Raw genomic sequence first — 23,612 nt, forward strand, 5'->3', positions numbered from 1 at the left:
AAGAGCATACAAGGCCTTTGTGCTAATTTTTTTAAGAGGGAGGGATTATAGCAAAGCTTTGAATCTCACTGTATAGAGCATTTGTTAGTAAGGAAGCATTGGTATTTGATTCTTTGGAATCACATCTTAATGTATGTTCTTTTCTTTTTATTTTTTCTCATACACTACAACAAATCTCTTGCTTTATTGAAAGAGTAGTTCTTTGTAGACTCACTATTCCCAACTCCCTGAAAGATTCTCAAAAATCTTTTGCAGACTGACAAATACATAATCTATCTGCTCGTTATTGATAATAAAAGGTGGCATGAAGTAGATGGTATTGCCTAAAGGACGCAGGATGAGCCCGAGTTCCAATGCTTTGTTATAGATCTCTATGCCTTTGCGTGTGTTTATAGAATCAAGCTCAAAAGCACATACCATGCCCATCTGTCTGAGATTCTTGATAAAGGCGAATTTTTGCAGGCTTTGTGCGTTTTGCCAGATATAGCGGCTTTTGTGTTTGTTTGTCTCTAAGATATTTTGCGTCTCAAAAATATCGAGTACAGCGTTAGCACACGCGCATGCAAGGGCATTACCTGTGTAAGAATGTGAGTGTAAGAATGCCTTGTTTTCTTGGTAAGGCGCGTAGAAGAGTTCATAGATTTGATCATTTGTAAGCACGACTGAGAGCGGCAAGTAGCCACCTGTAATCCCCTTGCTTAGTGCTAAAAAATCAGGTGTGACGCTGCATTGCTCTAGTGCAAACATACTTCCACTACGACCAAAGCCTACTGCTATCTCATCAAAGATCACATATACATTATATTCATGGCAAAGCCTCAAAGCCTCTTTCACAAAATAAGGCGCATGTATTTGCATACCACCAGCACATTGGATGAGTGGCTCTAGGATAAGGGCTACAATCTGTGTACTGTGCTTGAGCGTGGATTCTAAGAAACTAAGGCTTTGTTCATAGTGTGCGATGAGTTTAGAATCTGGGGCAGTAGTACAAACTTCTTGGTAGTCACTAAGTGTATGTGGCATGGGAATTGTGAGATTTCGTAATAAAAGCGGCTCATAGGTTCTTTTATATAACCCCACATCACTTACACTTAGTGCGCCTAGACTCTCGCCATGGTAGGAATTTTGCAAAGACAAAAAAAATGTGCCGGATTCTTGGTTATGCTCAAGTGACTTGCTAAATGCAGAATCTCTGAGGAGTTTTGCATGGAATGCCATCTTTAGCGCAACTTCTATGGCGCTTGAGCCATTATCAGCATAAAAGCATTTATTCAGACTTTTTGGGAGCTTGGCACATAGCCTTTGACTTAAGGTTATAGCTTGCTTGTGGCTAAACCCAGCAAAAATGCAATGTTCAAGACTGCTTAGCTGCTCTTGGAGTTTTTGGTTTATGTATTCGTTGCAATGCCCAAAGAGGTTGACCCACCAGCTAGAAATGCAATCGATATATTGCTTTTCGTCAAAATCATACAGATACACACCCTTTGCTCGCTTAATAGGGATAAGGGGGAAGGTGGATTGGTGATCGTGCATTTGCGTGCAGGGATGCCATATATGCGCTAAATCCTGCTCAAGCAGTTGTTGTTTGGTCATTATGCTCTAGCAGAAAGTTTAGTAATGGCTTCGGTATTGAGATCATCCATATGCGAGCGCATTACCTTTTGGTACATATCTACAAGGCGATTTGTCTCTATAAGTGCGGTCATCTCACGCACTGCATTGACATTGCTTTTTTCTAAGAATCCCTGCAATACAATTGCGCGTGAGAGATTTTCTTTTTCATTTAACCTATCTTGCGGATATTCATAGAGATTATCGCCGACTTTTTTCAAATATCTGGGATTCTCAAATCCAACCACATCAAGCGTACCTATTGGCACAATCTCATCGGCGTTATTGCGCATATACAAATTGCCATTTTTGTCAGACTCTATATTCTGTCCTTGTGGGATTCTGATGATGCCTTCAGAAGTAATACCACCGCGACTAAGCACGCTAAAGCCGCTTTTATTCACAAGCACGCCATCACTATTGAGGCTAAAATTGCCATCTCGTGTGTAGCGCACGCCTTCAGGCGTGAGGATACTAAAGTATGCATTGCTTTCTTGTAGGGCGAAATCTAGCGTATTCTCGGTCTGCACTATATTGCCTATGCTCTTGTCTGTGTAATGCTCGCTAATAATTGGTACGCGATCAAGTGAGCGGTTGAGGAACTTTGCTGCTTCGCGTGTATGACCTTCGATTGGAAGCTCATGCTTATGTGTCTGGTAAAGCCGCAAATAATCGCCAATAACTACATCATCGCGTTTGAAGCCATTTGTATTGAGGTTAGCAAGATTGTTTGAGATCATCTCAAGACGGCTAAACTGCGTAACCATGCCACCTGTTGCATTATAGAATCCACTTTGCATACTCTATCCTTATGCGGAAAATCTTTTGGACAATGCAGGTAATGAAACAAAAAACATTCCTTCTAGACAATACCGAGCGCTTATAACCAAAGAAGTTATAGCGGTTTCTTAAAATCAATTATTTTGGTTGTTTTTCTTATGCCTCCTAATGGATGCTTTGGTAAGCCATTTTTTGTGGTTCCAAGACATTTTATTTTATGTCCATCAAATTTATGTTCATCAAAAAGCTTTAAAATATCTTTTAAGCAAGGTTCTTTCAAATATTTACGCATATTTAAAAGACCACCATAGCAAAGCAAAATATCACTTTTAAACTCAGCCAAAACTGCCTCGATTTTGGCTAAATTTTTTGCGTGTATTTTCTCATCAAAGTCCGGAGGAAGCTCATCTGGATTTGTAGCTATTAGTGGATAGAGATTTAGCATTACAAAACCATCATAGCCGTTATTTTGTAGAATTGAGCATAGACGATTCATTGTAGGATCGCATTTGTCATCACTTGCTACGCTAGGATTTGCGCCGATACAAATTAGCGTATTTTTACCCTTTTTACCAAGCACATATCTACATTGCTCGTCTTTATCGCAAATATCAGGCTTAAAGCCATCGTTCCATTTATACATTTTCTTGCCTTTTAATTTTAATTATCTTAGGAATTCTAGAATTCCACGCCTATAATGCCAATTGGTTTTAATCTCTGTCCAAAAAAATAGTATCCACTAAATACTGAGCCTAAAATTCCAATAACGCCCCAAATGGTATATGCTATAGGTAACTCGATACCAAGTGTATATGCGGAAAATCTTTTGGACAATGCAGGTAATGAAACAAAAAACATTCCTTCTAGACAATACCGAGCGCTTATTTGTAAAACCAAAGAAGTTATAGCAGTTTCTCTTTAGCGAGATACTTAGAGATTCAGTAAAATTAGGGCAATAGGCATAAGTACCACGCCTATAATGCCAATTGGTTTTAATCTCTGTCCAAAAAAATAGTATCCACTAAATACTGAGCCTAAAATTCCAATAACGCCCCAAATGGTATATGCTATAGGTAACTCGATACCAAGTGTAATTGCATAAGCTAAAAGTAAAAATGCTATATCTACAAGACCAAGTGCCAATAATCCCCAACTAAGCTTTTTAAAGCCACAAGATTTTTGCAAACAGATATTTGCCAATACATCTAAAATCCCAGAGCAAACAATCACCAAAAATCCCATCTTAATGCTCCTCTCCAGCTACAATACAAATAACACCAACAAACCCTATCAATATTCCAAGATATTGCTGCGTGCTTAAATGTGGTGTGAAAAACAAGAAGCTAATACCAAGCACACCCAAAAGTCCTACAATTTCCCATACCGAATACGCCACTCCAAGAGCTATATCTCTTAGAGCTAATGCCATAAAGATATAGGAAAGATTCACGAAAAAAATCATACTAAGTTTGGCATAGAGGGGATTGCTGATAATCTTTAGTATGCTCACTCCGCTTACTTCAAAGCAAATTGCTACCAAGAGAGAGATCCATGCAAGCAATCGACTTTTATCCAAGTTATAGTCCAAGACAGAGAATATCCCACAGACAGTCTATCTGGCTATCCTCGAATTCAAAAGTATTGGCATTTTGTAGAAACTCTAATATTGTGGTTTTCGCATAGGTCTTGCTATGTACGCATTTTGGATGTGCAAGTAAAAATGCGCGTCCAAGAGAAATCTGAGAATCTAGCTCTTCTTCGCATACAAAACATTTACTATCAAGTCTTAAGCGTCCTTCATGGGCTAAAAGTAAAGCATAGGATTCTAAAAGTACTCTTTTGGGGTTTTGTAATACAAGCTTTAAGGCACTTGATTCTAAAAGTTTGTAATAAAACTCCTCTATCTCATAGATTTCATTTAAGTGTCTTTCTAAAAGCTGGATAAATCTCTGCCAAATATACATGCGCTCATATTTTTTCTCCCAAATATGCGATAAATGCAAGATATTACGTGGCTGTGGGAGGAAGTGGGGATTTATCTTGTATTCAAAATCAATCTTATATCCAAGACCTATTGTGCTGTGGCGTGCACCATAGAATCTATAAAATGTGTCCAAACTCTGTGGAGTGAGAATCTTTAAGATGAGATCTTCGTTTTTTGTAGGTGTGATTTTGAGAATGTATCCTTGCATCCTGCCTTATCCGCTTGCAAATGTTTGAGAAATTTTACAATGCGTTTGGGGCTTACACAACCATTATAAGAGCGATTATATTTTTGGGTTTGATTCTTATTAGGAGGTTCTGGAAGCCTTGAGGACTTCCAAATCAATGTGCTTTGTAAGTGGTGAGATGGGAAGTTGTTTTATCAACTTCTTTGTAATTGTAGGGTTTTGTGTTTTTGTCAAGTTCTAGTAGTTCTTTTGGAGGCGCGCCGTTGACATTATGATGTTTGTAGTAGCGCTCGCCTGCTTTGTGGCCATTCATATCGACTTTGTAGGTGATCTCACCGGGATTGAGTTTCTGAATCTCTTTGAAGCCAACATTTGAGGTTTTGAAATTTTTGATTCCATTGGCATTAGCGATTTCCACAAGTTTGGTTTGCCCCATTCTAGCCATCTCTACTGCCTGTAAGAGCATTCTGCTGGCTTCTCTTGGATTATGGAATCCAGTGGAGTTTTCTGCTCCTACAAAGTCTCCTCTCATCTGTCCTTTGCGATGTAGCTCTAGTGGCTCTGCTAAGGTGTTGGAGATTTTTGCATCATCTGGCTTGCCATTGGTTTGGAATGTCGCAAGCTTGCCTAGCTCATTTCTTAATTTCGCAATATCTTGAATAAGGCTCACTGTGGCATATTCTGCACTCCTTAAATCATATGCGATTGAGCGCTGTATATCAGCAACTTGCGCCTTGAGATAGTCTTCACTTTGTGTGTGGCAAGTTTTGCAGGCTGCATTAATGTCTTGGAGTGGTGAGGTGATGTTATGCTGGGTAACTTTCTTGCCACCTGTACCTTTTGTATAAGGCATATGGCAGTCCGCGCAACTTACGCCATTTGCCGCATGCACCCCACCGCTAAAGAACTCTGTCTCTGGATGCTGAATCTTAATCATAGGCGCTTTTGTTATCTTATGTTCCCAGTCTTTGTCAAAAATACCTTTTGCGCGCGCTGTGTCATAGTGCTCATCAAACATCTCGATCCTAAAAGTCTCACCCTTTTTCCACGCGCTCCAAGGAAACACTAGCTCTATACCATCTACTTGTATCTCTGTAGGCTCATTGCCATTTCTCCAGAGATCGTACTCATCATAGGTTTTCTGCTCGCCATTCCACCATCTTTGGCTTGGGTCTTTGGCGATACTTTCTCCTGTGACAGTTACCTTAGAGCCTGTAGGGCGGAAGTAATACTCGACATGGCATTGCGCGCACACCAGAGTTCGCATCTCTTTTCTATCAGCCTTCACTCCTTGATATTCATCTATCTCATAGCCTCTAAAATTCACAAGTGCATTGATAAGTGCTTGGCGCGTGATTCTAAGACCCATACCATCAGGATTGTGACAATCTGCGCAAGTCACACCCATTCTAGTACCACCGTGAGGGCTTCTATGGGCTTCCGAGTTTGGTGTGATTCCATTGACTGCTGGAATGTTTTTAACCATAGTCCAGTATTTCGTGGAATTGAATCGCACAAAGTCACCTTTGGCTATGTTTTTGTAAAGCCAGGGAGTCCAGCCACTATGGCAGTTCATACAAGCAGCAGGCTGGCCGTCAAACTTTGGGAATCCATGTGCATTAAGAAAGTCTTTGTTATTCCTTGCGGTATCCATTTGATCGACTTGAATCCAAAAATGCCCCCTCTCTTCATTTGCATCAAGGCTAAATGGATAGCCAGCCCAAAGTATTGTAAGCTGTGGATAGCGGATGAGCTTAGAGTAGGCGAGATTCCCGCCAAAATTCGTGTATTGAGGCGATTGTGTCTCTACCTTCAGATACATATCGCGGTATTCTGGAAAATTTTTCCCCCAGTAGTCAAAAGTCGGGTTGTTGTCTGTGAGCTCGACCATATCGAGTGATTTTGTCGTTGTGGTGGCGGATTTTTTACTTATGTCATTATTGAGCCAAAAAATACCAGCGATGATGATAATGGCCAATATGACAAGAACAGGCATAACACTACTTTTGTTTTGCATTTTTTCTCCTTAGTTTGTGGTTTATTAGAATCCGCGTTTATGTCCTACATCCGCATGGCAGGATACACAGCTTAGACTTTGTATTTTTGCATCTGCATGTGTTGTAGGATTGACTGCATTGCTTGCATAATCTATATGGCAGTTTATGCAATTTTCTTGCACTATTGCTTTGCTCTTGTGGTTTGCTTCAAGATTCATGGGCAACTCATCTAGTTTGAAAGTGAAAGCATATGCGTGTCCTACACCACTTTGGGCTTTTGCAATCCATTTTGAGACAAAGCTATGTGGCAGGTGGCAATCACCACAGGTCGCCCTTTCTTTCCCAGCAATTTTTTGGGAATGAGGACCTGCAAGATAGTCGTTATATACATCATTCATTATGTGGCAATTATTACAAGCTGCTGGATCATTGCTAAGATATGAGAATCCTTTGGCGTTATAGAAAGTATATGCGCCACTGACGAGTATAATAACAACCAAGAGGCTAAAAATCTTGGACAGGCTTGATGAAGATCGATTGTTGTGTGAAACCAAAGTCCTTCCTTATATGTTGTCGTGCTTGAGAATTAGCTGCTGTGGTAACGTGGGATTGTAGTGTCAGTATTCTTAAAAATACATGAGTTTGTTTAGAATCTATTTACTTTTTTCTTACTAAAACATTATTCCAATGATGCAAACACAAGTTTTTCAAATTGTTGGGAATCCACAAAAGTGCTTTTGGTATTGATATATGTTTTAAAAATATGTGTGCATTTCCCACATAAAGGCAGTGGATAATCGCAAAAACTTCCAGTGAGCGTATGTCCTTGATAGACATTAAAAGCAAAGTTATTGCGGTTGGTGCGTATCAGAATAAGATGAGGATTTTTGGATTTCACAGCCATATCCAAATCATCGCAATAACAAAAATGCAATCTTGGTGCACCATAATCTTGGAAATATTGGTGTGAAATTTCTTGTATATATGCAAAGCATCGCAAAAGCTCGCCATTTGGCAGATGCAAAAAACTCAGCTTATTTTTGCTTTGTAACCCCGCAAGCTTTATGCTGATTCCATCATTTTTCACCAATGTTTTCAGTTCATCTGAAATATTAGTAAAGCTTTGAAGAGAACTGATAGTTTGTTCAAACAACTATTTGCTAGCCTCGCGCTCAAGAATATCGCATAGGATATGGATTACTAGTATGTGTATCTCTTGGATTCTGGCGGTATCATGGCTTGGAACAATCATATTTGTATCGCACAGACTTTTCATACTTCCCCCATCACGTCCGCTTAAAGCGATGGTTTTACAACCCTTAGTTTTAGCAGCATGAAATGCATTGATAACATTTTCAGAATTTCCACTCGTTGAGATTCCAAAAACAATGTCATTTTTTTGTGCTAGGGCTTCTACTTGTCTTGAGAAAATGAGCCCAAATCCATAATCATTGCCTATTGCTGTAAGAGCAGAAGTATCTACGCTAAGTGCGATTGCAGGGAGTGCTTGACGCTCTTTTTTGTACCTACCTGTAAGCTCTGCTGCGAAATGCTGTGAATCTGCCGCACTTCCACCATTCCCACAGATAAGTATTTTGCCCCCGTTTGCAAGGCAGTTTTTGAGCATATCTGCACTTGTTTGGATTCCATCTAGCATGAGCTTGAGTGAGTTTGAGGTAATATCAAGGTGGTTTAAAAATTCTGCTTGGATAAAGTCTTTCATCATTTCCCTTTAGGTATGGCTCTTTGCGATTTTTTCGATGGTTATACTGCTGGATCTGCCTTCGACAAAATCAAGCAATCGCACTTCTTTGGCATACAAACTGCCTGCAATCTGTTTGCCTTCGTAATCCTTGGCTTTGACCAAAATATCTGGGCTAAGGTATTTGATAAGCTCCTCTGGAGTATCCTCTGTAAAGATGATGACATAATCCACACATTCAAGACTTGCTAGCAAAAATGCCCTATCCTCTTGTGTGTTGATTGGGCGATTCTCTCCTTTTAATCTTGTAACTGAGTTATCAGAATTTAACCCTACTATAAGAATGTCCCCAAGCTCGCGAGCTTGGGCTAGGTATTGTGCATGCCCACGATGCAGAATATCAAAGCAACCATTAGTAAAGACAATTTTTGCATTCTCATTAGCAAGCTTTAAAGAATCTATAGCGTGTTTTACTTGCTGTTTGGTAGAAATTTTATGCGATTGGGCATGAGAGAGATGGGATATATTTGTATGCAGATGTCTGTCTATCTCAAGATGTGTAGCCACTGTGCTTCCTATTTTACCTACGACTATGGCCGCTGCGGCATTTGCAAATTTGCTTGCTTTATAAATATCAAGTCCACAGCTTAGTGCAAATCCAAGCGCAGCAATCACTGTATCACCTGCTCCTGTGACATCATAAACCTCTTTTGCAAAGGTCGGAATCTTCGTGAGAGATTTATCAATGACACCTATACCATCTTCACTGAGTGTGATAAGCGATATTTGGAGATTGCACATTTTTTTTAGTCGCAAACCTGCTACAAGCAGACTTGAATCATCCGTGATTGGTATGCCTGTAGCCTCTGCAGCTTCTTTTTTATTAGGTGTGAGAAGTGTGGCTTTGTTGTATTTTGTGTAATCATTTCCCTTCGGGTCGCATAGCACAAGCTTATTTTCGCTACGCGCAAGAGTTATGATGTACTGGGTGAATTCTGTATCCAACAAACCTTTGTTGTAGTCTGAGATAATCACACAATCAACTTCGGGCACCAAAAGCTCTAAATCTTGACGTACTTTTTGTAAAAATGTGTCTTTGACTTTTGTCTTACTTTCTCTATCTACGCGTAAAACCTGCTGGTGTGAGACAATCACGCGGCTTTTTTTGGTCGTGGGTCGAGAATCATCAACGAATATATGATCGACTTTTACATTCAAAGATTCTAAAGTGCTTACAAGCCACTTGCCATCTTTGTCATCGCCTATCACGCCACATACACTCACTTGTGCACCAAGTGCTATAAGGTTATTGACGACATTACAAGAACCACCGAGCCGATTGCTCTCACTTCTGACATTCACTACTTGCACAGGTGCCTCAGGCGAGATTCTATCGCAATCACCCCATATATAATGATCAATCATCAAATCGCCTACTACAAGTATCTTAGGGATTTTGTTCTCTAAACCAAACATTACAGTTCCTTACATACCATCTAGCAAAAGAGCTTTTGTTCAAAAATTCTGCGTATTTCTGGGATATAGGCTTTGATACCATCTCTTAGACTAAAGCGTGGCGTATAGGAGAGAAACTCCTGGCTTAAACTAATATCTGCTTGGGTGTGTGTCTGGAAAAAACTATAAGGATTCTTGATGTATTCCACTTCAAATCCACCAAGCTCATCTTTGAGTGCAGCAATCACATCATTAAAGCTAGAGCTTACGCCACTACCGACATTATATATACCACTTTTTTGTGCTTCTATGGCTTTGATATTTGCTTGTATCACATCTTTGATATAGACGAAATCTCGCCTTTGTTCGCCAAACTCAAACAAGCGAACTTTTTTATATTCTAGTGCTTGTAAGCCAAGCTGCAAAATCATTGAAGCAGTTTTGCCTTTGAAGGTTTCATGAGGTCCAAAGACATTGAAATAGCGCAAGCCAATAATTGGAATCTTGGAATCTTTTGCTAATTCTTTCTGCGTGAAAATATCCATATTGAGTTTTGAATACCCATAAACATTTTCAGGTACTTCGGCAATACCTATGCGATTTGGCGCTGGGGTATTGCCATAAGTGCCAGCAGAGCTTGCATAAATAAGCATTGCATTTTGTTCTTTGGCAAGTTCATAGAGTTGTAAAAAAGCTTCGAAATTTGTCTGCATTACAAGATTTTGGTCTGTAGTGGTTGTATCAGAAATGGCTGCTTGGTGGAATATGTAGTCAAAATTATGATTTTTGAGTTTGTGTAAATCCTTTGTGATGTCTCCTATGATAATCTCACCCCTAAAATCAAGTAGATTCTTAAAATGCCCTAAACTAGTAGGATTCCCACTTGGGAAAAGTGTGTTGTCTCGGAATTTATCAAACACATAAATATTGGCTAATGGATGGTGTTTTTGGAAATAAAGTGCGAGATTGCTACCAATAAAGCCTGCTCCACCTGTAATAAGAATATTTCTGTCTGCCAAATCATCATAGATATATTTCAAGGCTTGCTCCTTTAAAGTTGTAGGTTTCTAATTATAGCCCCGATTTGTCCTAAGTTTTGGACTTGGTGGAGATTGGTGATGTTTGGTAGTTGCAAAGAGCAATCTTGCTTTGTGATAAAAAATTTTTGCGCGACATTGCCCTCTTGTGCGCATTGTATATCTGTGGGTTTATCGCCAATAAGCAGTGAGCGTGAGAGATCGATACGAAAATCATGTAGCGCAGATTCAATCATCCCACTTTGTGGTTTTCTGCATCTGCAGTTTTCCTCTGGTACATGGGGACAAAAGTAGATCCTATCAAAGCAAAAACCAAGCTTGAGATATATCTGCTCTTGCATGAATTTATGCAGGAGCTCAACTTGCTCTTGTGTGTAATATCCTCTATTGATACCAGATTGGTTTGTAACCACAATAAGAAGGAATCCACGCTCTTTTAATAGCTCTAAGAGTGTGAAGATTCCCTCACAAAATAGAAAATCCTTTTTTTGATATACATAGCCTTTGTCAATGTTTATGACACCATCTCTGTCAAAAAATGCGCATTTTTGCATGGCTTAAGCTTGTTGAGGATTCTCAGATTCTAAGGGAGCAGTTTTTGTGATTTTGAGCTTATTTATTCGCGTATTATCCATTTCTAATATCTTGAATTCATACTCTTGCACTTGACAAGTATCATCGACTTCAGGCAAGCGTCCAAGTAGTCCAAGCACATAGCCACCGATTGTTATATGATCATTTGTGTCTGTAAACTCAATGCCTAAGAGATCTTGTACGCTTTCAATACCAAGCTTTCCATTCACTTCATAGCTGTTTTCAGAGAGTTGTTTGTATTCGGCGATTTTGAGATCGTGTTCATCGGAAATATCGCCCATAATCTCTTCGATAATATCCTCCATTGTGAGCAAGCCCGAAGTCCCGCCATACTCATCAATGACTAATGCCGTGTGGATTTGTTGGCGCTTCATAGTCGTGAGGATTTCAGAGATATGCGCAGATTCTGGGACGATAATCATCTTGCGTACAAGAGAGAGAAGATCGCATTCTTGATTCTTTGTAAAACTTCCAAGCAAGTCACGGATATGCAACATACCTAGAATATTGTCCTTAGAATCTTTGTAGTAGGGATAGCGGGTGTGGTTTGTCTCTAGGATAATCTTGAGATTCTCCTCATAGCTATTTTCGGCACACAGACAAATCATATCTTTTCGTGGGGTCATGATCTCTTTGGCAAGAATGTCTGAGAAATCCACAGCATTTTTGATAATTTCACCCTCAATCAAATCTATATATCCACCCTTGAGGCTCTCGCCTACAATGATTTTTAGCTCTTCATCAGAGTGCGCTAGTTCGCTTTCTTTTGTCTCCTTGATTTTAAGAAGTCGTAGGAAAAATGCCGCGAGCAAATCAAAAAAATGGATGAATGGATAGAAAGTAAGCCAAAAATAATACAGTGGCTTTGCGACAAAAAGCACCATAGATTCTGTCTTGGCAATCGCAATGGACTTTGGCACAAGCTCACCTAGCACAACATGCAAGAGTGTGACAAAGACAAAAGATATTGTGATAGAGATAATCTGTATAAGTGCATTATGCTCATCAAATAAGAATCCAAGCGAGTACGAAATAACGCGTCCCACGCCATCTTGACTGATCCAACCAAGTGCAAGTGAGGCCAGAGTGATGCCAAGCTGTGTAGCGCTAAGATAAGTATCAAGAGAGTTTGTGATTTTGAGGGCTAAAGTGGCGTTTTTCACACCATTTTTTGAAAGTTCTTCAAGTCTGGATTTTCTGACTTTGACAATTGCAAATTCACTGACGACAAAAAAAGCATTTACAAAAACCAAAAACAATGCTAGAAGGAATAAAAATCCCGAATGGTAGGGGTCCAAATACGCTCCTTAAGAATTTTATAAAACGCGCAATTGTAGCGAATCTTTTGGTGAGCGCTAAATTGACAGCTCAAAACTCATAGCGATGAAACAAGCGACTGCACCAAGAAGTGCTGATACAGGAACAGTAATAAGCCAAGAGGCGATGATTTTATTGATTGTGCTGCGTTTGACAAGCTCGTTTTTATAGACTTTTTTGAGATTCTTTTTTTCTTTTTTGCTGAACTGGAGAGTTTGGCTTGCCTTGTTGTGTTTGAGTGTTTTGAGAATCTCGCCTTTTTGTCTGATATCTGCCTTGTTAAAACGCGCTAGGAATTGTTCCACTTCTAGAGAATCTTTGCCTCTGTGAGCATCGATTATGGCTTGCTCCATCTCGTAGTACTTTTTCTTGAGATATTCTCGAAAGAAGCCAATGCCAAAAATTGCACCAATTGTAATATGCGTAGAGCTTACAGGCAAGCCGAGTTGCGAAGCGATAAGCACAGTGATTGCTGCGCTCATTGCTACACAAAATGCTCTTATCTTATCAAGCTCTGTGATCTCATTGCCTACCGTTTTGATTAACCTAGGTCCATAGAGCGCAAGCCCTATTGCAATCCCAAGTCCGCCAATAAGCAGTACCCAAAATGGAACCTCAGCTTTGTTCTGGAAAACAACCGCGCCTGCTGTGCTTAATTCTTGATTGATTGCAGCTAGTGGTCCTATAGCGTTTGAGACATCATTGGCACCATGCGCAAAGCTTAGCATTGCTGCGGCAAAAATGAGTGGCAAAGTAAAGAGTGTACCAATATCCTCTTTTGTGTTTGAGAGGGTCTGTATCTTTTTAGCAACCAATGGACGCGCGATAAGATAGACCAGCACACCTGTAAGAAGTGCGACAAAAAATGCTATTTCAAAGCTTATTGGCAATACGCGTTTCAATCCTTTCATACTCATATACAATACAAATGCCCATGACATAGTTGCTATAAGTATAGGGATCATAGTCTTTGCAGCCTTTTGTTTGTTGTCTTTGTAAGTAATTGTGTATTTGATAAGTACCAAAAAGCATACAGCTATAATCCCTCCTAGCACAGGCGATATTATCCAGCTTGATGCAATCTTGCCAAGCTCTATCCAGTTTATCACTTCAATCCCTCCAGCCACAATTCCTGCGCCCAAGATTCCGCCCACAAGCGAATGTGTCGTAGAAACAGGTGCACCAAGTAAAGTGGCCAAATGCAGCCAAAGTGCAGAAGCTAGAAGCGCGCCTAACATCACGCAGATAAATGTTTTGGAATCTTGTACGCTCTCAGGCGCGATGATTCCAGACTTGATAGTATCTACCACATCAGCTCCTGCGATGATTGCTCCAAGTGCTTCAAAAATCGCGGCAATTGCTATTGCACCAAGTAGCGTAATGGCTTTTGAGCCAACAGCTGGTCCTACATTGTTTGCTACATCATTTGCACCGACATTCATTGCCATATACGCACCAATGACTGCAGAAAATACCAGTACCAGTACATTTTCCCGCGCGCCAAATGCCACTGCTATGATTGAGACGACAATAAAAAACATCAAGACGATGCTAATTTTTGTGCTATCGCTAAGATTATTTTGGTTTGCTTTTTCTATGCGTTTGATAATTTTAATATCCATGTGGGCTGCCTCAGTAGAATGCTTTTATCATACCCTAACTTTCTAATGCCAATAAATCCTAGAAAAGAATTCTATCCCACGATACAGGCTCTTTAAGCCTTATGATATAAAGTCTTTGAGTACTCGTAGAAAGCCTGCAATATCATTTGGAGTAATAGCACCAATATTTGCTATGCGAAACATATGGAGTCCTGCAATTTTTCCCGGATATATCGTATAGCCGTATTTTTTACAGTGTGCGTGCAGGCAGTGAAAATCTATGGAATCAGGTAGTGCAATAGCAGTGATAATCACACCAAAAGAATCTTTGGGATAAATCTCAAAGCCAAGATCTTGCAAGCCTTGACGTAAAAGTGTATTGTTTGCCTTGTAGCGTTCAAATCGTCTCTTTAATCCCTCGTTTTTTAGCTCAATAATTGCTTGATTGAGTGCATAGAGTGTTTGCACAGGAGGGGTAAATCGCATTTGGAGGGTTGATTTGAAATACTCATATTCTGCTTTGAGATTGAGATAGAGGCTTTTTGCATTACCTGCTTCCAAGATATTTGCTTCATTGGCAATCACGAAGCTCACTCCCGGCATACCTTGGATGTTTTTGTTGCTCGAAGCGATGATGAAATCCACTTCATCTAGGCTTATTTCATAGCAGGCATAGCTACTCATACAATCAGCAATCACTTTTGCGCCTATTTCTTTGGCGATGCGACTGATAGCGCTTATATCATTCAAAAGCCCGCTGGTTGTCTCGCTATGGATGAGCGCTATAAAATCTGGCCTCTCTCTTAGAAGAAATTCTCTTATAGAGTTTATATCAAGTGGCTGCAAAAAGTCGGATTTGAAGCTTACAAAATTCAGCCCATGAACAGAGGCTATTTCCTCCATACGCTGACCATATGCACCATTGACTATAATGGCTAGCTTGTGGGTTTCTCTGAGCGCTGAGCTTATCGCGCATTCTACTGCCAAAGTCCCGCTTCCGCTCAAAAGCACGGCTTTTGGGTTTTCCCCTCCTTGCACAAACTCTAGCAGACCATTTGCTATAGATTCCATAACCTCGCCAAATTCTTTTTCTCTAGGGCAGATATCCTCTACTACTTGGGCAAGCTTCACGCTTAGAGTGGTGTTGGCAGGTCCGGGATTAAGCAGTGTCATTGTGATTCCTTATCTTGGGATGTGGGAGTGTTAAATCCTTGTCATCTAGCTTTGGGATAATGCTTTTCTGGGCGCGGATTTTATGCTCTAAGCAGTCTATTTCACACCACAGAAGATCTTTGGCTATAAGTACATAGAATCCTTTGAGTAGATATTCATAATCCAGAGCATTTTCAAACTCTAGGTTCTGGAAGCTTGTAAGTGATATTTTGCTTATACCTACAAGCTCAGCATCTAGAGAATCCAGCTGCTTTGGATTCTTAGAGAGGTTATAAAGTCTTGAGTTTCTTATCTCTAAAAACACTTCATCGCCGCTTTGGGTGAAAGTGCTTGCAAGAATCACATCAGATTCTTTGGAATTTAGCAGAAGTTCTAATGCCCTACTTTCATACAGCAAGTCAGATTCTAAAAGCAAGAAATCATCATCAATCATATTTTTGAGGCAAGAGAGTGTGTGGGAGCTTCCTGTTGATTGGAACTGCTCATTTTTGCAAGTGATGATGTGGTAGCCTTTTTTATTGAGCTTGGAAGCGAGATCTTGGTATGCCTTACTTTCAAAACCTGTGCCTATGATTATCTTTTGTATGCCAGCTTTTTGTAGTAGTGCAATACTTCGCTCTATAAGACTTGTCTTTAGTCCTTCAGGTTGTAAGAATCCCTTGGGCAGATTTCCATTTAGTCCTTTCAGTCTGCTTCCAAGTCCGGCAGCTAGAATCACGGCTATCATTTATCTTTCCACATCACGCAGTTAAATCGAAAATGGGAGTTGTGATAGCCTGCAATGTTTTGGTCTTGTATCTCGCACTTAAGATTGTGCATTTTTGCAATCTCTTGGAAAAAGGATTTCTCATAATACAAATGCGCCAGTTGGCCATAGAGCCTTTTGTATTCAGATTCTCCGTAAGCTTCAATCTTATAGGCTATATCTTGCTCTTGTTTCTTTGAATCTAAAATGTCCAAAAACAGCACTTTCTTTCTTGCTTTCTCTATCATCTTCGTAATGACCCTTCTTGCATACGCAAGATTCTCAAAATAGTGGAACACCGAAAAAGAAGCCACACAATCATATTGTGGTGCCGTGGGTAAGTCTTGGGCTTGGAGCTTAGTAATATCTGCATTTGGCAAAAGGCTTTGCGCAATAGCGCAGAGATTTTTTGCATAGTCGATTCCACCAATGTGTAATATCCCCCCCCATTTTTTGTGTTTTTCTCCAAACTCATCGCATACAAAAACGCCCCAGCACCACATCCCACCTCATATAAGCTCTCACAATCCTCCAGTTTGGCCCACTCAAATACTCTGCGGATAAAGTCGCGATAGTTTTGCACATTTAAGCCACTAGAATCAAAGCCTGCGAGCACAAAGAGCTGCTTTAAGATTCCATCTGGTGCTAAGTGTGTGTCAAGCTGCGAGCTTTTGTTCTCCCAAATCTGCTTCCAAGTGCAAATCTGCTTTGAAATCTTTGTAGTGTCTTGCATTTTTACTCCTTATTAATCTTTGCTAAGAAAGTTTTGTAGCCTCAGTGCCACTTCTTGTGGCGTGATTTTTGGCCTGCCAAGATTTGGCTTGCTACCTTTTGCAATGCGCAAATACACGAAACTTGCCCCGCCGCTTTTGCGCGTTAAAAATTCTTTGAGTGCTGCTTCAAACGCCTCTAGATTCTGCGCATAGCTTACAAACTCATAGCCACAAGACTTGGCGATATGATAAAACTCCACAAATGGCGAAAGATTGAACTGTCCGCCTGTGCTATCGTGGCTTTGGTTGTCTAAGAGTATGTGGCAGAAATTTCCTAGATTGCGCTCTTTTGCATAGTAGGCATTCGTGCTTAAAGTGCCAAGCCGCATAAGCAGTGCAGAATCTCCATCGACACAAAGGACTTTCTTTTGGCTTTTTAAAGCGATACCAAGACCTAGCGCACTTACACAGCCCATAGACCCTACCATATAAAGTTGGTTTGCTGTATCGCCTATCTCATACAGCTCACGTCCGCATTTGCCCGTAGTAGCAAGCAAAAGAGCAGAGTGGCTGAATGCAAGAGAATGGAGAATCTCTAGCGCATTTATTCTTGTGGGCAGGCCTGATTCTATCTTGTGCGCTTGAGTTAGCTCTACTTTTGAGAAAGTCTGGGATTTGACGACAAAGAAGAAGCTTTTCCCACTTTGGAGAATCTTTTTTGCCTTTAATATCTGCTCTTTTGCGCCTTGCATTTGGGAATCTAATACTTCACAAGCAATCTCACATACAGTAAGGAGCTTGTTTGTGATCACGCCTAGCAATTCATGCTGTGGCTCATCAGTATTTTTCCCATTTTCATCTCTTTGCCCTCTGAGTGAGACAAAGCCAAGAATAGGAATCTTAAAGGTGTGGTTGAGCGAAGTGAGTGGAGAGAGGGCATTGCTTAGTCCGGAGTTTTGCATAAGCACGACGCCAAAGCGAGAATCTACCTTAGAGGCATTGACAAGAGTTATTCCAGATGCTATGGCTACTGCTTCACCTTCATTGTTTGCCATGATAAAGCGCTTGGCATTTATTGCGTAGTTGATAAGTGGTGCGAGATAAGAGCAAGGTACGCCACTAAAGTCTTTAAAGCCAGATTCTGCTAAAAGTACTCCAAAGGTATTAGTATCAAGCATAGGATTCCTTAGTTAGATAGTCCCGGGGATAAGAGAGAGTATCTCTTTGACACTCATACATTCTTTTTCTATCTCTAGGCTTCTGTCATGCTCTAGTATCCCGTTTGCGACTTTTTGCATGGATATGAAACTTGCTCTTAGGGCATGGTTTGCATAGATGATGATGTTTGCTCCCGCTCTTGCAAGCTCGCTAGCCGTGATGGCATTAAAGCTTGTAGGCACAAGCACAATGGGCGTGGTTTTATCTTGGCTTCGGAAGGCTTGAAGGAAGCTAAGAATCTCGCTAGGCTCTTTTTGTCGAGAATGTATCATGATTCCATCAGCACCTGATTCTACATAGGCAAAGGCTCTAGTGAGCGCGTCTTGCTCACCTTTATCCAAAATAAGAGATTCAATACGTGCGATAATCATAAAGTCATTTGTTACCTGCGCTTTTTTGCCGGCTCTGATTTTGTTAGAAAACTCTTGTATGCTCTCTTGAGTCTGCTCTACATCATTGCCTAAGAGTGAGTTTTTCTTCAATCCTGTCTTATCCTCTATAACCACTGCACTCACTCCAAGCCGCTCTAATGTCTTGACAGTAAAGACAAAATGCTCTATCTTGCCTCCTGTATCTGCGTCATAGATAAGTGGCTTTGTGGTTACTTCAAAGATTTCATTAATAGTCTGCAATCGGTTTGTCAAATCAAGCGCTTCTATATCTGGCTTGCCACGCAAAGTGGAATCTGTAAGGCTAGAGCTCCAGAATCCATCAAACTCTATCTTTGCTCCATCTTTGAATACAGAGGCATTCTGTGCGATAAGCGCACTAAGAGCAGAATGTGATTCTAAGATCCGTAAGGGGGATTTGAGGCTTAAGAGCTTTCTTAGGCGGGATTGTCTTAGGGCTGTGCTTATACCAAGAGAGTTTATTGCCTTTTTGATACCAAGTGCATTAATCTGTGAGCTGTATGGAATCTCTATAAGGTTTGGGTGTGAGCTTTTATCTCCACTAGTTTGCGGATAGGCTGTGTGTAGAAACTCTAAAACTTCTTGTCGGTATTTGCTCAAATGCCCGCTTTGCCAATCATCGCCATGTACGACAAAGCGGGGTTTGAGAGTATTGAGATTGTGGATGTAGCTAAATGTATCCTGTGGCAGTACGGAATCTACAAATGAGAGACTTTCTATCACAATTTTACGTTGTTCATAGTCTAGGAATGGCGCTTCATCGACTTGTGCGATAGCGCTATCTGTGAGTAGCCCTACGACGACTTGCAGCTTTTGGGAGTGTGCTGTGCTGTGGGAATCTGCAAGCTCTCTTGCGGCTTTGAGGATATTGATATGCCCTGCGTGTAATAAATCCGCCGCCATAGCGACATAAATCATAGGATTATTCATTGGGGCTGCTTTGGGGTGGATTGCGTTATATCAATCCAATTTTCAAGGTCAAATACGCTGTTTTTCACTTTGTATTCTAGAAGAATATTAAAGCTTGTATTGCTCTGTCTGCCTGTGCCACCATCAACAAGACTAAAGATGAGCTCCCTTTCTTTGAAGGGTTTTTTTAAAAAACTTGGTGGGATATTTGGGCAACCTATCTCATCGCATGCTATGCTCATAGCGTCTGCATTTGTTACAAAGGTTTGTCTATCGATTTTTAGCTTACCTCTGGTATCAAAATCTTTAGCGATAAAAAAGATATGAGAATTCCTTAATTCTCGTCTTGGAAACTCTATGAGTGGTGCTCCGACGCCGCCATTGCCGTGGTCGCTTACAATGACAATCTTTGTCTTATCATAGATTTGAGAATCCTTGAGCCACTGCAGCCACATACCAAGATTTTTGATAAAGCAGAGGTGATTAGAGTAGGCTAACTCATCTTTTGCGCCCATCATCTTTTCGCGATACAGAGCCGTAGAATCTATTGGCTTACAAGAATTTCTAAAGTCAAGAACCCAAGGAAAATGGTCGGTATTTTCTTGGAAAAACTTGAAAGTAGGCTTTTGTGCATTTGTGTTTGATAGATACGCCATTGCTATAAACTTTGAAGCGTTGGTAATAGCATATTTGTAATGTGTATTTAAGAGTGTTCCGCCAAAAATCCATGCATCCGCCACATAGATTCTTGAGCGAAAGATATAAGGAGAAGCACGAAAGAGTCCTATTGAAAACAAATCACCAAGTGGCAGTTCGTCTGCACTTTCTAAATCTTTGATAGCAAGTTTCTTTTTATAGAAGTCAACCCATGCACTTCCTTCGTTGTCTGGTACTAAGAAAACATCTTTGTTAAGTTTTGGGCGGATATATTTTTCATCACCCGGAAATATAGTGCCAAAGCTTACTGCATAACCTGCATTTGAAAAGGTATTAGAAATATCCACAATCGCCTTTGAGTTTTCTTCTGCAAGTGTGTGTTTGAGATTGAGCTTGTTGATATTATGTGGAGTGTAGGTCATACCACCGATGATTGCAGGAAGAGAGGAAAAAGTTATATTTGAAACCGAGAGAGCATTTGGATAGTAGGTAAAGCCTTCAAACATATCAAAAAACTCTGGATAGTCTTTGAGGGCTTGAGTGAAATTATCACTCTGGACTGTATCGCTCATAATCACGACAATATTTTTCTCTTTTGAAAAACTCAAATACGGGTCTATATAATCAGGCAAAATAGGCGTGTTGTCATGTATTTGAGAATCTTTCTTGACGGTGTGATTTTTTAGCAAATTATTGTTGTTGTATGTGATTTTTACAATATCTATAAAACTCGAAATACAAAAGATGCAAAAAAATCCAACAAGCCCTATAAGCAGAAAGTTTTTTGCAAAATATAAAAGCAAAAACGCAACCACACAAAGTCCTATGCAATATCCTATATCAAAATATTTCGCCCAAATACTTGAGATATTTGCACCACCATCTTTAAAAAGCAAGCCATCAAGGGGCGCATAAGGTCGTCCATTAAAGATATTGCCTGTGAAAATAAGCGTATAACTAAGCACAATCAATACAAGCACTACGCAAGCAAAAGTTCCAAGCTTTAGCAGCCTTGTGTTATAAAAAAAGCTTGTGAGATAGATACATACAAAGCTTGTAAGCAAGAAGATTCCAAAAAGCGCAGATAAAGTAGCTTTAGTCTGTGTAGGGTCGAACTGGCTTACATCCGAGCTATACACTGCAAAAGGACTAAAGACACATATAAGAATACAAATATTGAGAATGGCAAACATAGAGATGTTTTTGTATATCTGTGAAGTCTTGCCAATAATGGTCTTGTCCATTTTTGGTGCTTGCAATCTTTCAGAGTGTGCTTGTGTGGATTCTTGGGGCTTTGTCACTATGCTTTTTAGCAAATATACAAGAGTATTAATACTCCAGTACAGCACAAGTGCACTAGGCATATCATAGAGCAAGACCAAAAACACAAGTGCGATAAATATGCCTTGTATTCTCTGAGCTTTTTGTTTGCTTGCAAGAAAGACATTAAGTAATGTAAAAAATGTCATAGCAAATGGCAGGATATGTATACCAAATACAGAATCTGGCTTACTTAAATCTGTTATCCACAAAAACTGGGCATTTTCAAAAATAGTGCTTTTGCTGATAACTAGTCCCATAGCGATAAAAAACGGAATCTGCAGCGCAAGTCCGCCAAGACCGATGAGCGCATAGAGTGGGTGGTAGTGATTCTGGCGATAGAGGGTTTTGGTAAAAGCATGGAGTTTGGCGCCTTTATACACGCTTTTCCAGGCTTTGATACGAGAATCAAGCTTTTGTTTGGTGTCATTATAAGAGTGTGCCTTTTTGTCGGTGAAAACAAAGAGCTTGAAAAGAAAGACATTGATTAGTATGCTGATAGCAACGATGCTTAACGCAGGACTATGCAAGTACTTTATAAGGCTTTGCAAAGTAAAATCCAAGCTTTGCTCCAGCGGAAATACAAAAATAAAATACAAGATTTCAGACATACACATTCCTCTCTTGTTTTAGAATCTCTTGTATGCGTAGAACTTCTGAGAAGATTTGGGAATCAAGCTGGGAGCCTAAAAGTGCTTGTTGTAGTTTGAGAAGTGCCTTCCCACAGGTCTCACCCGCATGCCCTTGAAAGGTCCAAAGAGAGCTTTTGAGTGCCTGGATATTTGCCTGGATCTCTTGCGAGGCTTGGGAATGCAAGATTTCATGAGCGATATGGTCAATCCTGTGGATTTGCTCTGCCTTGATGTTTTTACCTATAAGCCTTAAGACACCACAGACCCAAGGTTCTGTAAAGCTTGTATCCTCTAAGTCATAGCCTGTGGTATTAAAATCCGTTTCTATAGTGATGATAGGTTTAGCAAATAAGCAAAGAAAGTCAAATATCACACCTGAGAAATCCCCCACCATCAAGTCTGCCTTATGCAATGCATAGATATTACATGTGTGCGTATCCCAGCAGATATTAGGATAGGTTTGCGTGAGGGTTTGTAAAGAAGTGATGAGCTTGGATTCAGAGATAAAGCTTTGGGGATGTGGGCGGATAATCACCTCAAACCCTGCTTTTGCTAAAGGCGCAATAAGCTGCATGCCATACTTGCTAAGAAGTGCTTCTCGTCCCCAAGATGGCGATATAAGAATAGTTTTGGGTTGGCTGGAATCTTTAGTGGGTTGGGGGGTTTGGGCGTAGAAATCTTGGAGTTTTTTATGCAATACATCAAGATATGTGCAGCCTGAAACAATGATTTCTTTGGCTTTCAGATTGCGCACTCTTTCTACTTCGCGTATGAATGGCTCGTGTATGGTGGAATTTACCAATACAGAATCAAAATAATCTAGTGCAAAAACCTCATAAGTATCAACACTTGCAGGTGAATGTACTATATGGCAGTAATGTTTCACGCCTTTAGAGCGATGTATTTGCAGGACATCAAGTGCGGGCGTGGTCATCACTACGATGTTTGCTACGAGCGAATTGAGCTTCACCCATGCTCTATTAGGATCGCCTATAAACTCAAAATGTGCTAGTTTGGAAGTATTTGCTCGCAAAAGCAGAGGGTCATCATGGCTTGAAGTGTAGTAAATGTAAGGATAAGAGAGTGAATCAAAATATTCCAAAATCGGTAGGAAAACATTTGCATACTGTTTCCCTTCGCAATAAAAAATAATGCCTGTATCAGTATCTTGAGAATCTAGACCTTTGGATTTTATAGATCGCTTGCTTCTAAAAGTAAGGTTTCGCCCCCCCCCCCCCAATGAGAGAATTAAACTTATAAATGATACTTTTAAAGAAAAATATGCCAGAGATGAGAATTGCTACAACCGATGAAAGTAAAAGTGAGCCGCTACCGGGATCAAGATAAGCAAAACATGGGGAGTACAAACAAGCAAAAATTATAAGAATCCTCGTGAGACTTGCCATTGAAGTTACCTTTGAGACATCTGAGACATCGATAGTGTTTGGTGCTTTGTAGCGTTGTAAATTTTTGAAAGCAAAGTCCGCGGATTGTATTTTTTTGTTAATTAATCAGAGCTTAAGGGTATGGTTTTAGTGTTATAATTCCTAGGTTTTTGGTCCATACTTTC

General features: G+C 40.2%; 24 protein-coding genes. All 24 read right to left on the reverse strand.

Translation table 11 applies throughout. From position 1 onward, the window contains the following. Positions 1-213: 213 nt before the first annotated feature. Positions 214-1,593, reverse strand: coding sequence for an adenosylmethionine--8-amino-7-oxononanoate transaminase (locus CCY97_RS01900; protein WP_112063805.1), 1,380 nt, complete (start codon positions 1,591-1,593; stop codon positions 214-216). Then, positions 1,593-2,411 carry a flagellar hook-basal body protein gene (locus CCY97_RS01905; protein WP_112063806.1) on the reverse strand — a complete coding sequence of 273 codons (819 nt, stop codon included), beginning with the start codon at positions 2,409-2,411 and terminating at the stop codon, positions 1,593-1,595. The genes CCY97_RS01900 and CCY97_RS01905 overlap by 1 nt, the downstream gene beginning before the upstream one ends. A 95-nt stretch (positions 2,412-2,506) precedes the next feature. Next, on the reverse strand, positions 2,507-3,034 hold the full coding sequence (locus tag CCY97_RS01910) for a DUF1643 domain-containing protein (protein ID WP_112063807.1): 528 nt from the start codon (positions 3,032-3,034) through the stop codon (positions 2,507-2,509). A gap of 35 nt (positions 3,035-3,069) precedes the next feature. After that, on the reverse strand, positions 3,070-3,249 hold the full coding sequence (locus tag CCY97_RS01915) for an SMR family transporter (RefSeq protein ID WP_112063891.1): 180 nt from the start codon (positions 3,247-3,249) through the stop codon (positions 3,070-3,072). A 72-nt stretch (positions 3,250-3,321) separates the two neighbouring features. Beyond that, a complete protein-coding gene (locus CCY97_RS01920) occupies positions 3,322-3,633 on the reverse strand; it encodes an SMR family transporter (protein WP_112063808.1) in 312 nt (103 codons plus the stop codon). A gap of 1 nt (position 3,634) precedes the next feature. Next, positions 3,635-3,979, reverse strand: a complete 345-nt coding sequence (locus tag CCY97_RS01925; RefSeq protein WP_346435139.1) for an SMR family transporter — start codon at positions 3,977-3,979, stop codon at positions 3,635-3,637. Beyond that, positions 3,969-4,583 carry a recombination protein RecO gene (gene recO / locus CCY97_RS01930; RefSeq protein WP_112063810.1) on the reverse strand — a complete coding sequence of 205 codons (615 nt, stop codon included), beginning with the start codon at positions 4,581-4,583 and terminating at the stop codon, positions 3,969-3,971. The genes CCY97_RS01925 and recO overlap by 11 nt, the downstream gene beginning before the upstream one ends. A gap of 133 nt (positions 4,584-4,716) precedes the next feature. Beyond that, complete coding sequence (locus CCY97_RS01935) at positions 4,717-6,579, reverse strand: ammonia-forming cytochrome c nitrite reductase subunit c552 (RefSeq protein ID WP_112063811.1); 1,863 nt, start codon at positions 6,577-6,579, stop codon at positions 4,717-4,719. Between the two features lie 24 nt (positions 6,580-6,603). Further along, positions 6,604-7,113, reverse strand: coding sequence for a cytochrome c nitrite reductase small subunit (gene nrfH / locus CCY97_RS01940; protein WP_258456843.1), 510 nt, complete (start codon positions 7,111-7,113; stop codon positions 6,604-6,606). A 125-nt stretch (positions 7,114-7,238) separates the two neighbouring features. Continuing rightward, complete coding sequence (locus CCY97_RS01945) at positions 7,239-7,712, reverse strand: hypothetical protein (RefSeq protein ID WP_112063812.1); 474 nt, start codon at positions 7,710-7,712, stop codon at positions 7,239-7,241. After that, the gene (gene gmhA, locus CCY97_RS01950; RefSeq protein ID WP_112063813.1) at positions 7,713-8,282 is read right to left on the reverse strand and encodes a D-sedoheptulose 7-phosphate isomerase; all 570 of its coding nucleotides are present in this window, start codon (positions 8,280-8,282) and stop codon (positions 7,713-7,715) included. A gap of 9 nt (positions 8,283-8,291) precedes the next feature. Further along, the gene (gene rfaE1 / locus CCY97_RS01955) at positions 8,292-9,737 is read right to left on the reverse strand and encodes a D-glycero-beta-D-manno-heptose-7-phosphate kinase (protein WP_112063814.1); all 1,446 of its coding nucleotides are present in this window, start codon (positions 9,735-9,737) and stop codon (positions 8,292-8,294) included. Between the two features lie 20 nt (positions 9,738-9,757). Then, positions 9,758-10,756 (reverse strand): ADP-glyceromanno-heptose 6-epimerase, encoded by a 999-nt coding sequence (gene rfaD / locus CCY97_RS01960; RefSeq protein ID WP_112063815.1) that lies wholly within the window; start codon positions 10,754-10,756, stop codon positions 9,758-9,760. A gap of 11 nt (positions 10,757-10,767) precedes the next feature. Beyond that, positions 10,768-11,307 (reverse strand): HAD family hydrolase, encoded by a 540-nt coding sequence (locus CCY97_RS01965; protein WP_112063816.1) that lies wholly within the window; start codon positions 11,305-11,307, stop codon positions 10,768-10,770. Positions 11,308-11,310: 3 nt separating this feature from the next. Further along, the gene (locus CCY97_RS01970; RefSeq protein WP_112063817.1) at positions 11,311-12,645 is read right to left on the reverse strand and encodes a hemolysin family protein; all 1,335 of its coding nucleotides are present in this window, start codon (positions 12,643-12,645) and stop codon (positions 11,311-11,313) included. Positions 12,646-12,702: 57 nt separating this feature from the next. Next, the gene (locus CCY97_RS01975; RefSeq protein WP_112063818.1) at positions 12,703-14,286 is read right to left on the reverse strand and encodes an inorganic phosphate transporter; all 1,584 of its coding nucleotides are present in this window, start codon (positions 14,284-14,286) and stop codon (positions 12,703-12,705) included. A 99-nt stretch (positions 14,287-14,385) separates the two neighbouring features. Then, positions 14,386-15,438: an aminotransferase class V-fold PLP-dependent enzyme gene (locus tag CCY97_RS01980; protein ID WP_258456845.1), complete on the reverse strand. Its 1,053-nt coding sequence runs from the start codon at positions 15,436-15,438 to the stop codon at positions 14,386-14,388. Further along, on the reverse strand, positions 15,425-16,165 hold the full coding sequence (locus CCY97_RS01985; protein ID WP_112063820.1) for a phosphocholine cytidylyltransferase family protein: 741 nt from the start codon (positions 16,163-16,165) through the stop codon (positions 15,425-15,427). The genes CCY97_RS01980 and CCY97_RS01985 overlap by 14 nt, the downstream gene beginning before the upstream one ends. Next, positions 16,162-16,431: a hypothetical protein gene (locus tag CCY97_RS01990; RefSeq protein ID WP_112063821.1), complete on the reverse strand. Its 270-nt coding sequence runs from the start codon at positions 16,429-16,431 to the stop codon at positions 16,162-16,164. Before CCY97_RS01990 ends, CCY97_RS01985 begins: the two co-directional genes overlap by 4 nt. Then, positions 16,428-16,916 (reverse strand): hypothetical protein, encoded by a 489-nt coding sequence (locus CCY97_RS01995; protein ID WP_112063822.1) that lies wholly within the window; start codon positions 16,914-16,916, stop codon positions 16,428-16,430. Before CCY97_RS01995 ends, CCY97_RS01990 begins: the two co-directional genes overlap by 4 nt. A gap of 12 nt (positions 16,917-16,928) precedes the next feature. Further along, on the reverse strand, positions 16,929-18,074 hold the full coding sequence (gene aepY, locus CCY97_RS02000) for a phosphonopyruvate decarboxylase (protein ID WP_112063823.1): 1,146 nt from the start codon (positions 18,072-18,074) through the stop codon (positions 16,929-16,931). A 12-nt stretch (positions 18,075-18,086) separates the two neighbouring features. Beyond that, the gene (gene aepX, locus CCY97_RS02005) at positions 18,087-19,454 is read right to left on the reverse strand and encodes a phosphoenolpyruvate mutase (protein WP_258456846.1); all 1,368 of its coding nucleotides are present in this window, start codon (positions 19,452-19,454) and stop codon (positions 18,087-18,089) included. Next, on the reverse strand, positions 19,451-22,021 hold the full coding sequence (locus CCY97_RS02010) for a YidC/Oxa1 family membrane protein insertase (RefSeq protein ID WP_181562787.1): 2,571 nt from the start codon (positions 22,019-22,021) through the stop codon (positions 19,451-19,453). Before CCY97_RS02010 ends, aepX begins: the two co-directional genes overlap by 4 nt. After that, positions 22,014-23,282, reverse strand: coding sequence for a CDP-glycerol glycerophosphotransferase family protein (locus tag CCY97_RS02015; RefSeq protein WP_112063825.1), 1,269 nt, complete (start codon positions 23,280-23,282; stop codon positions 22,014-22,016). The genes CCY97_RS02010 and CCY97_RS02015 overlap by 8 nt, the downstream gene beginning before the upstream one ends. Positions 23,283-23,612: the final 330 nt, after the last annotated feature.

The organism is Helicobacter sp. 10-6591 (genome assembly GCF_003288805.1).
GTDB lineage: Bacteria > Campylobacterota > Campylobacteria > Campylobacterales > Helicobacteraceae > Helicobacter_F.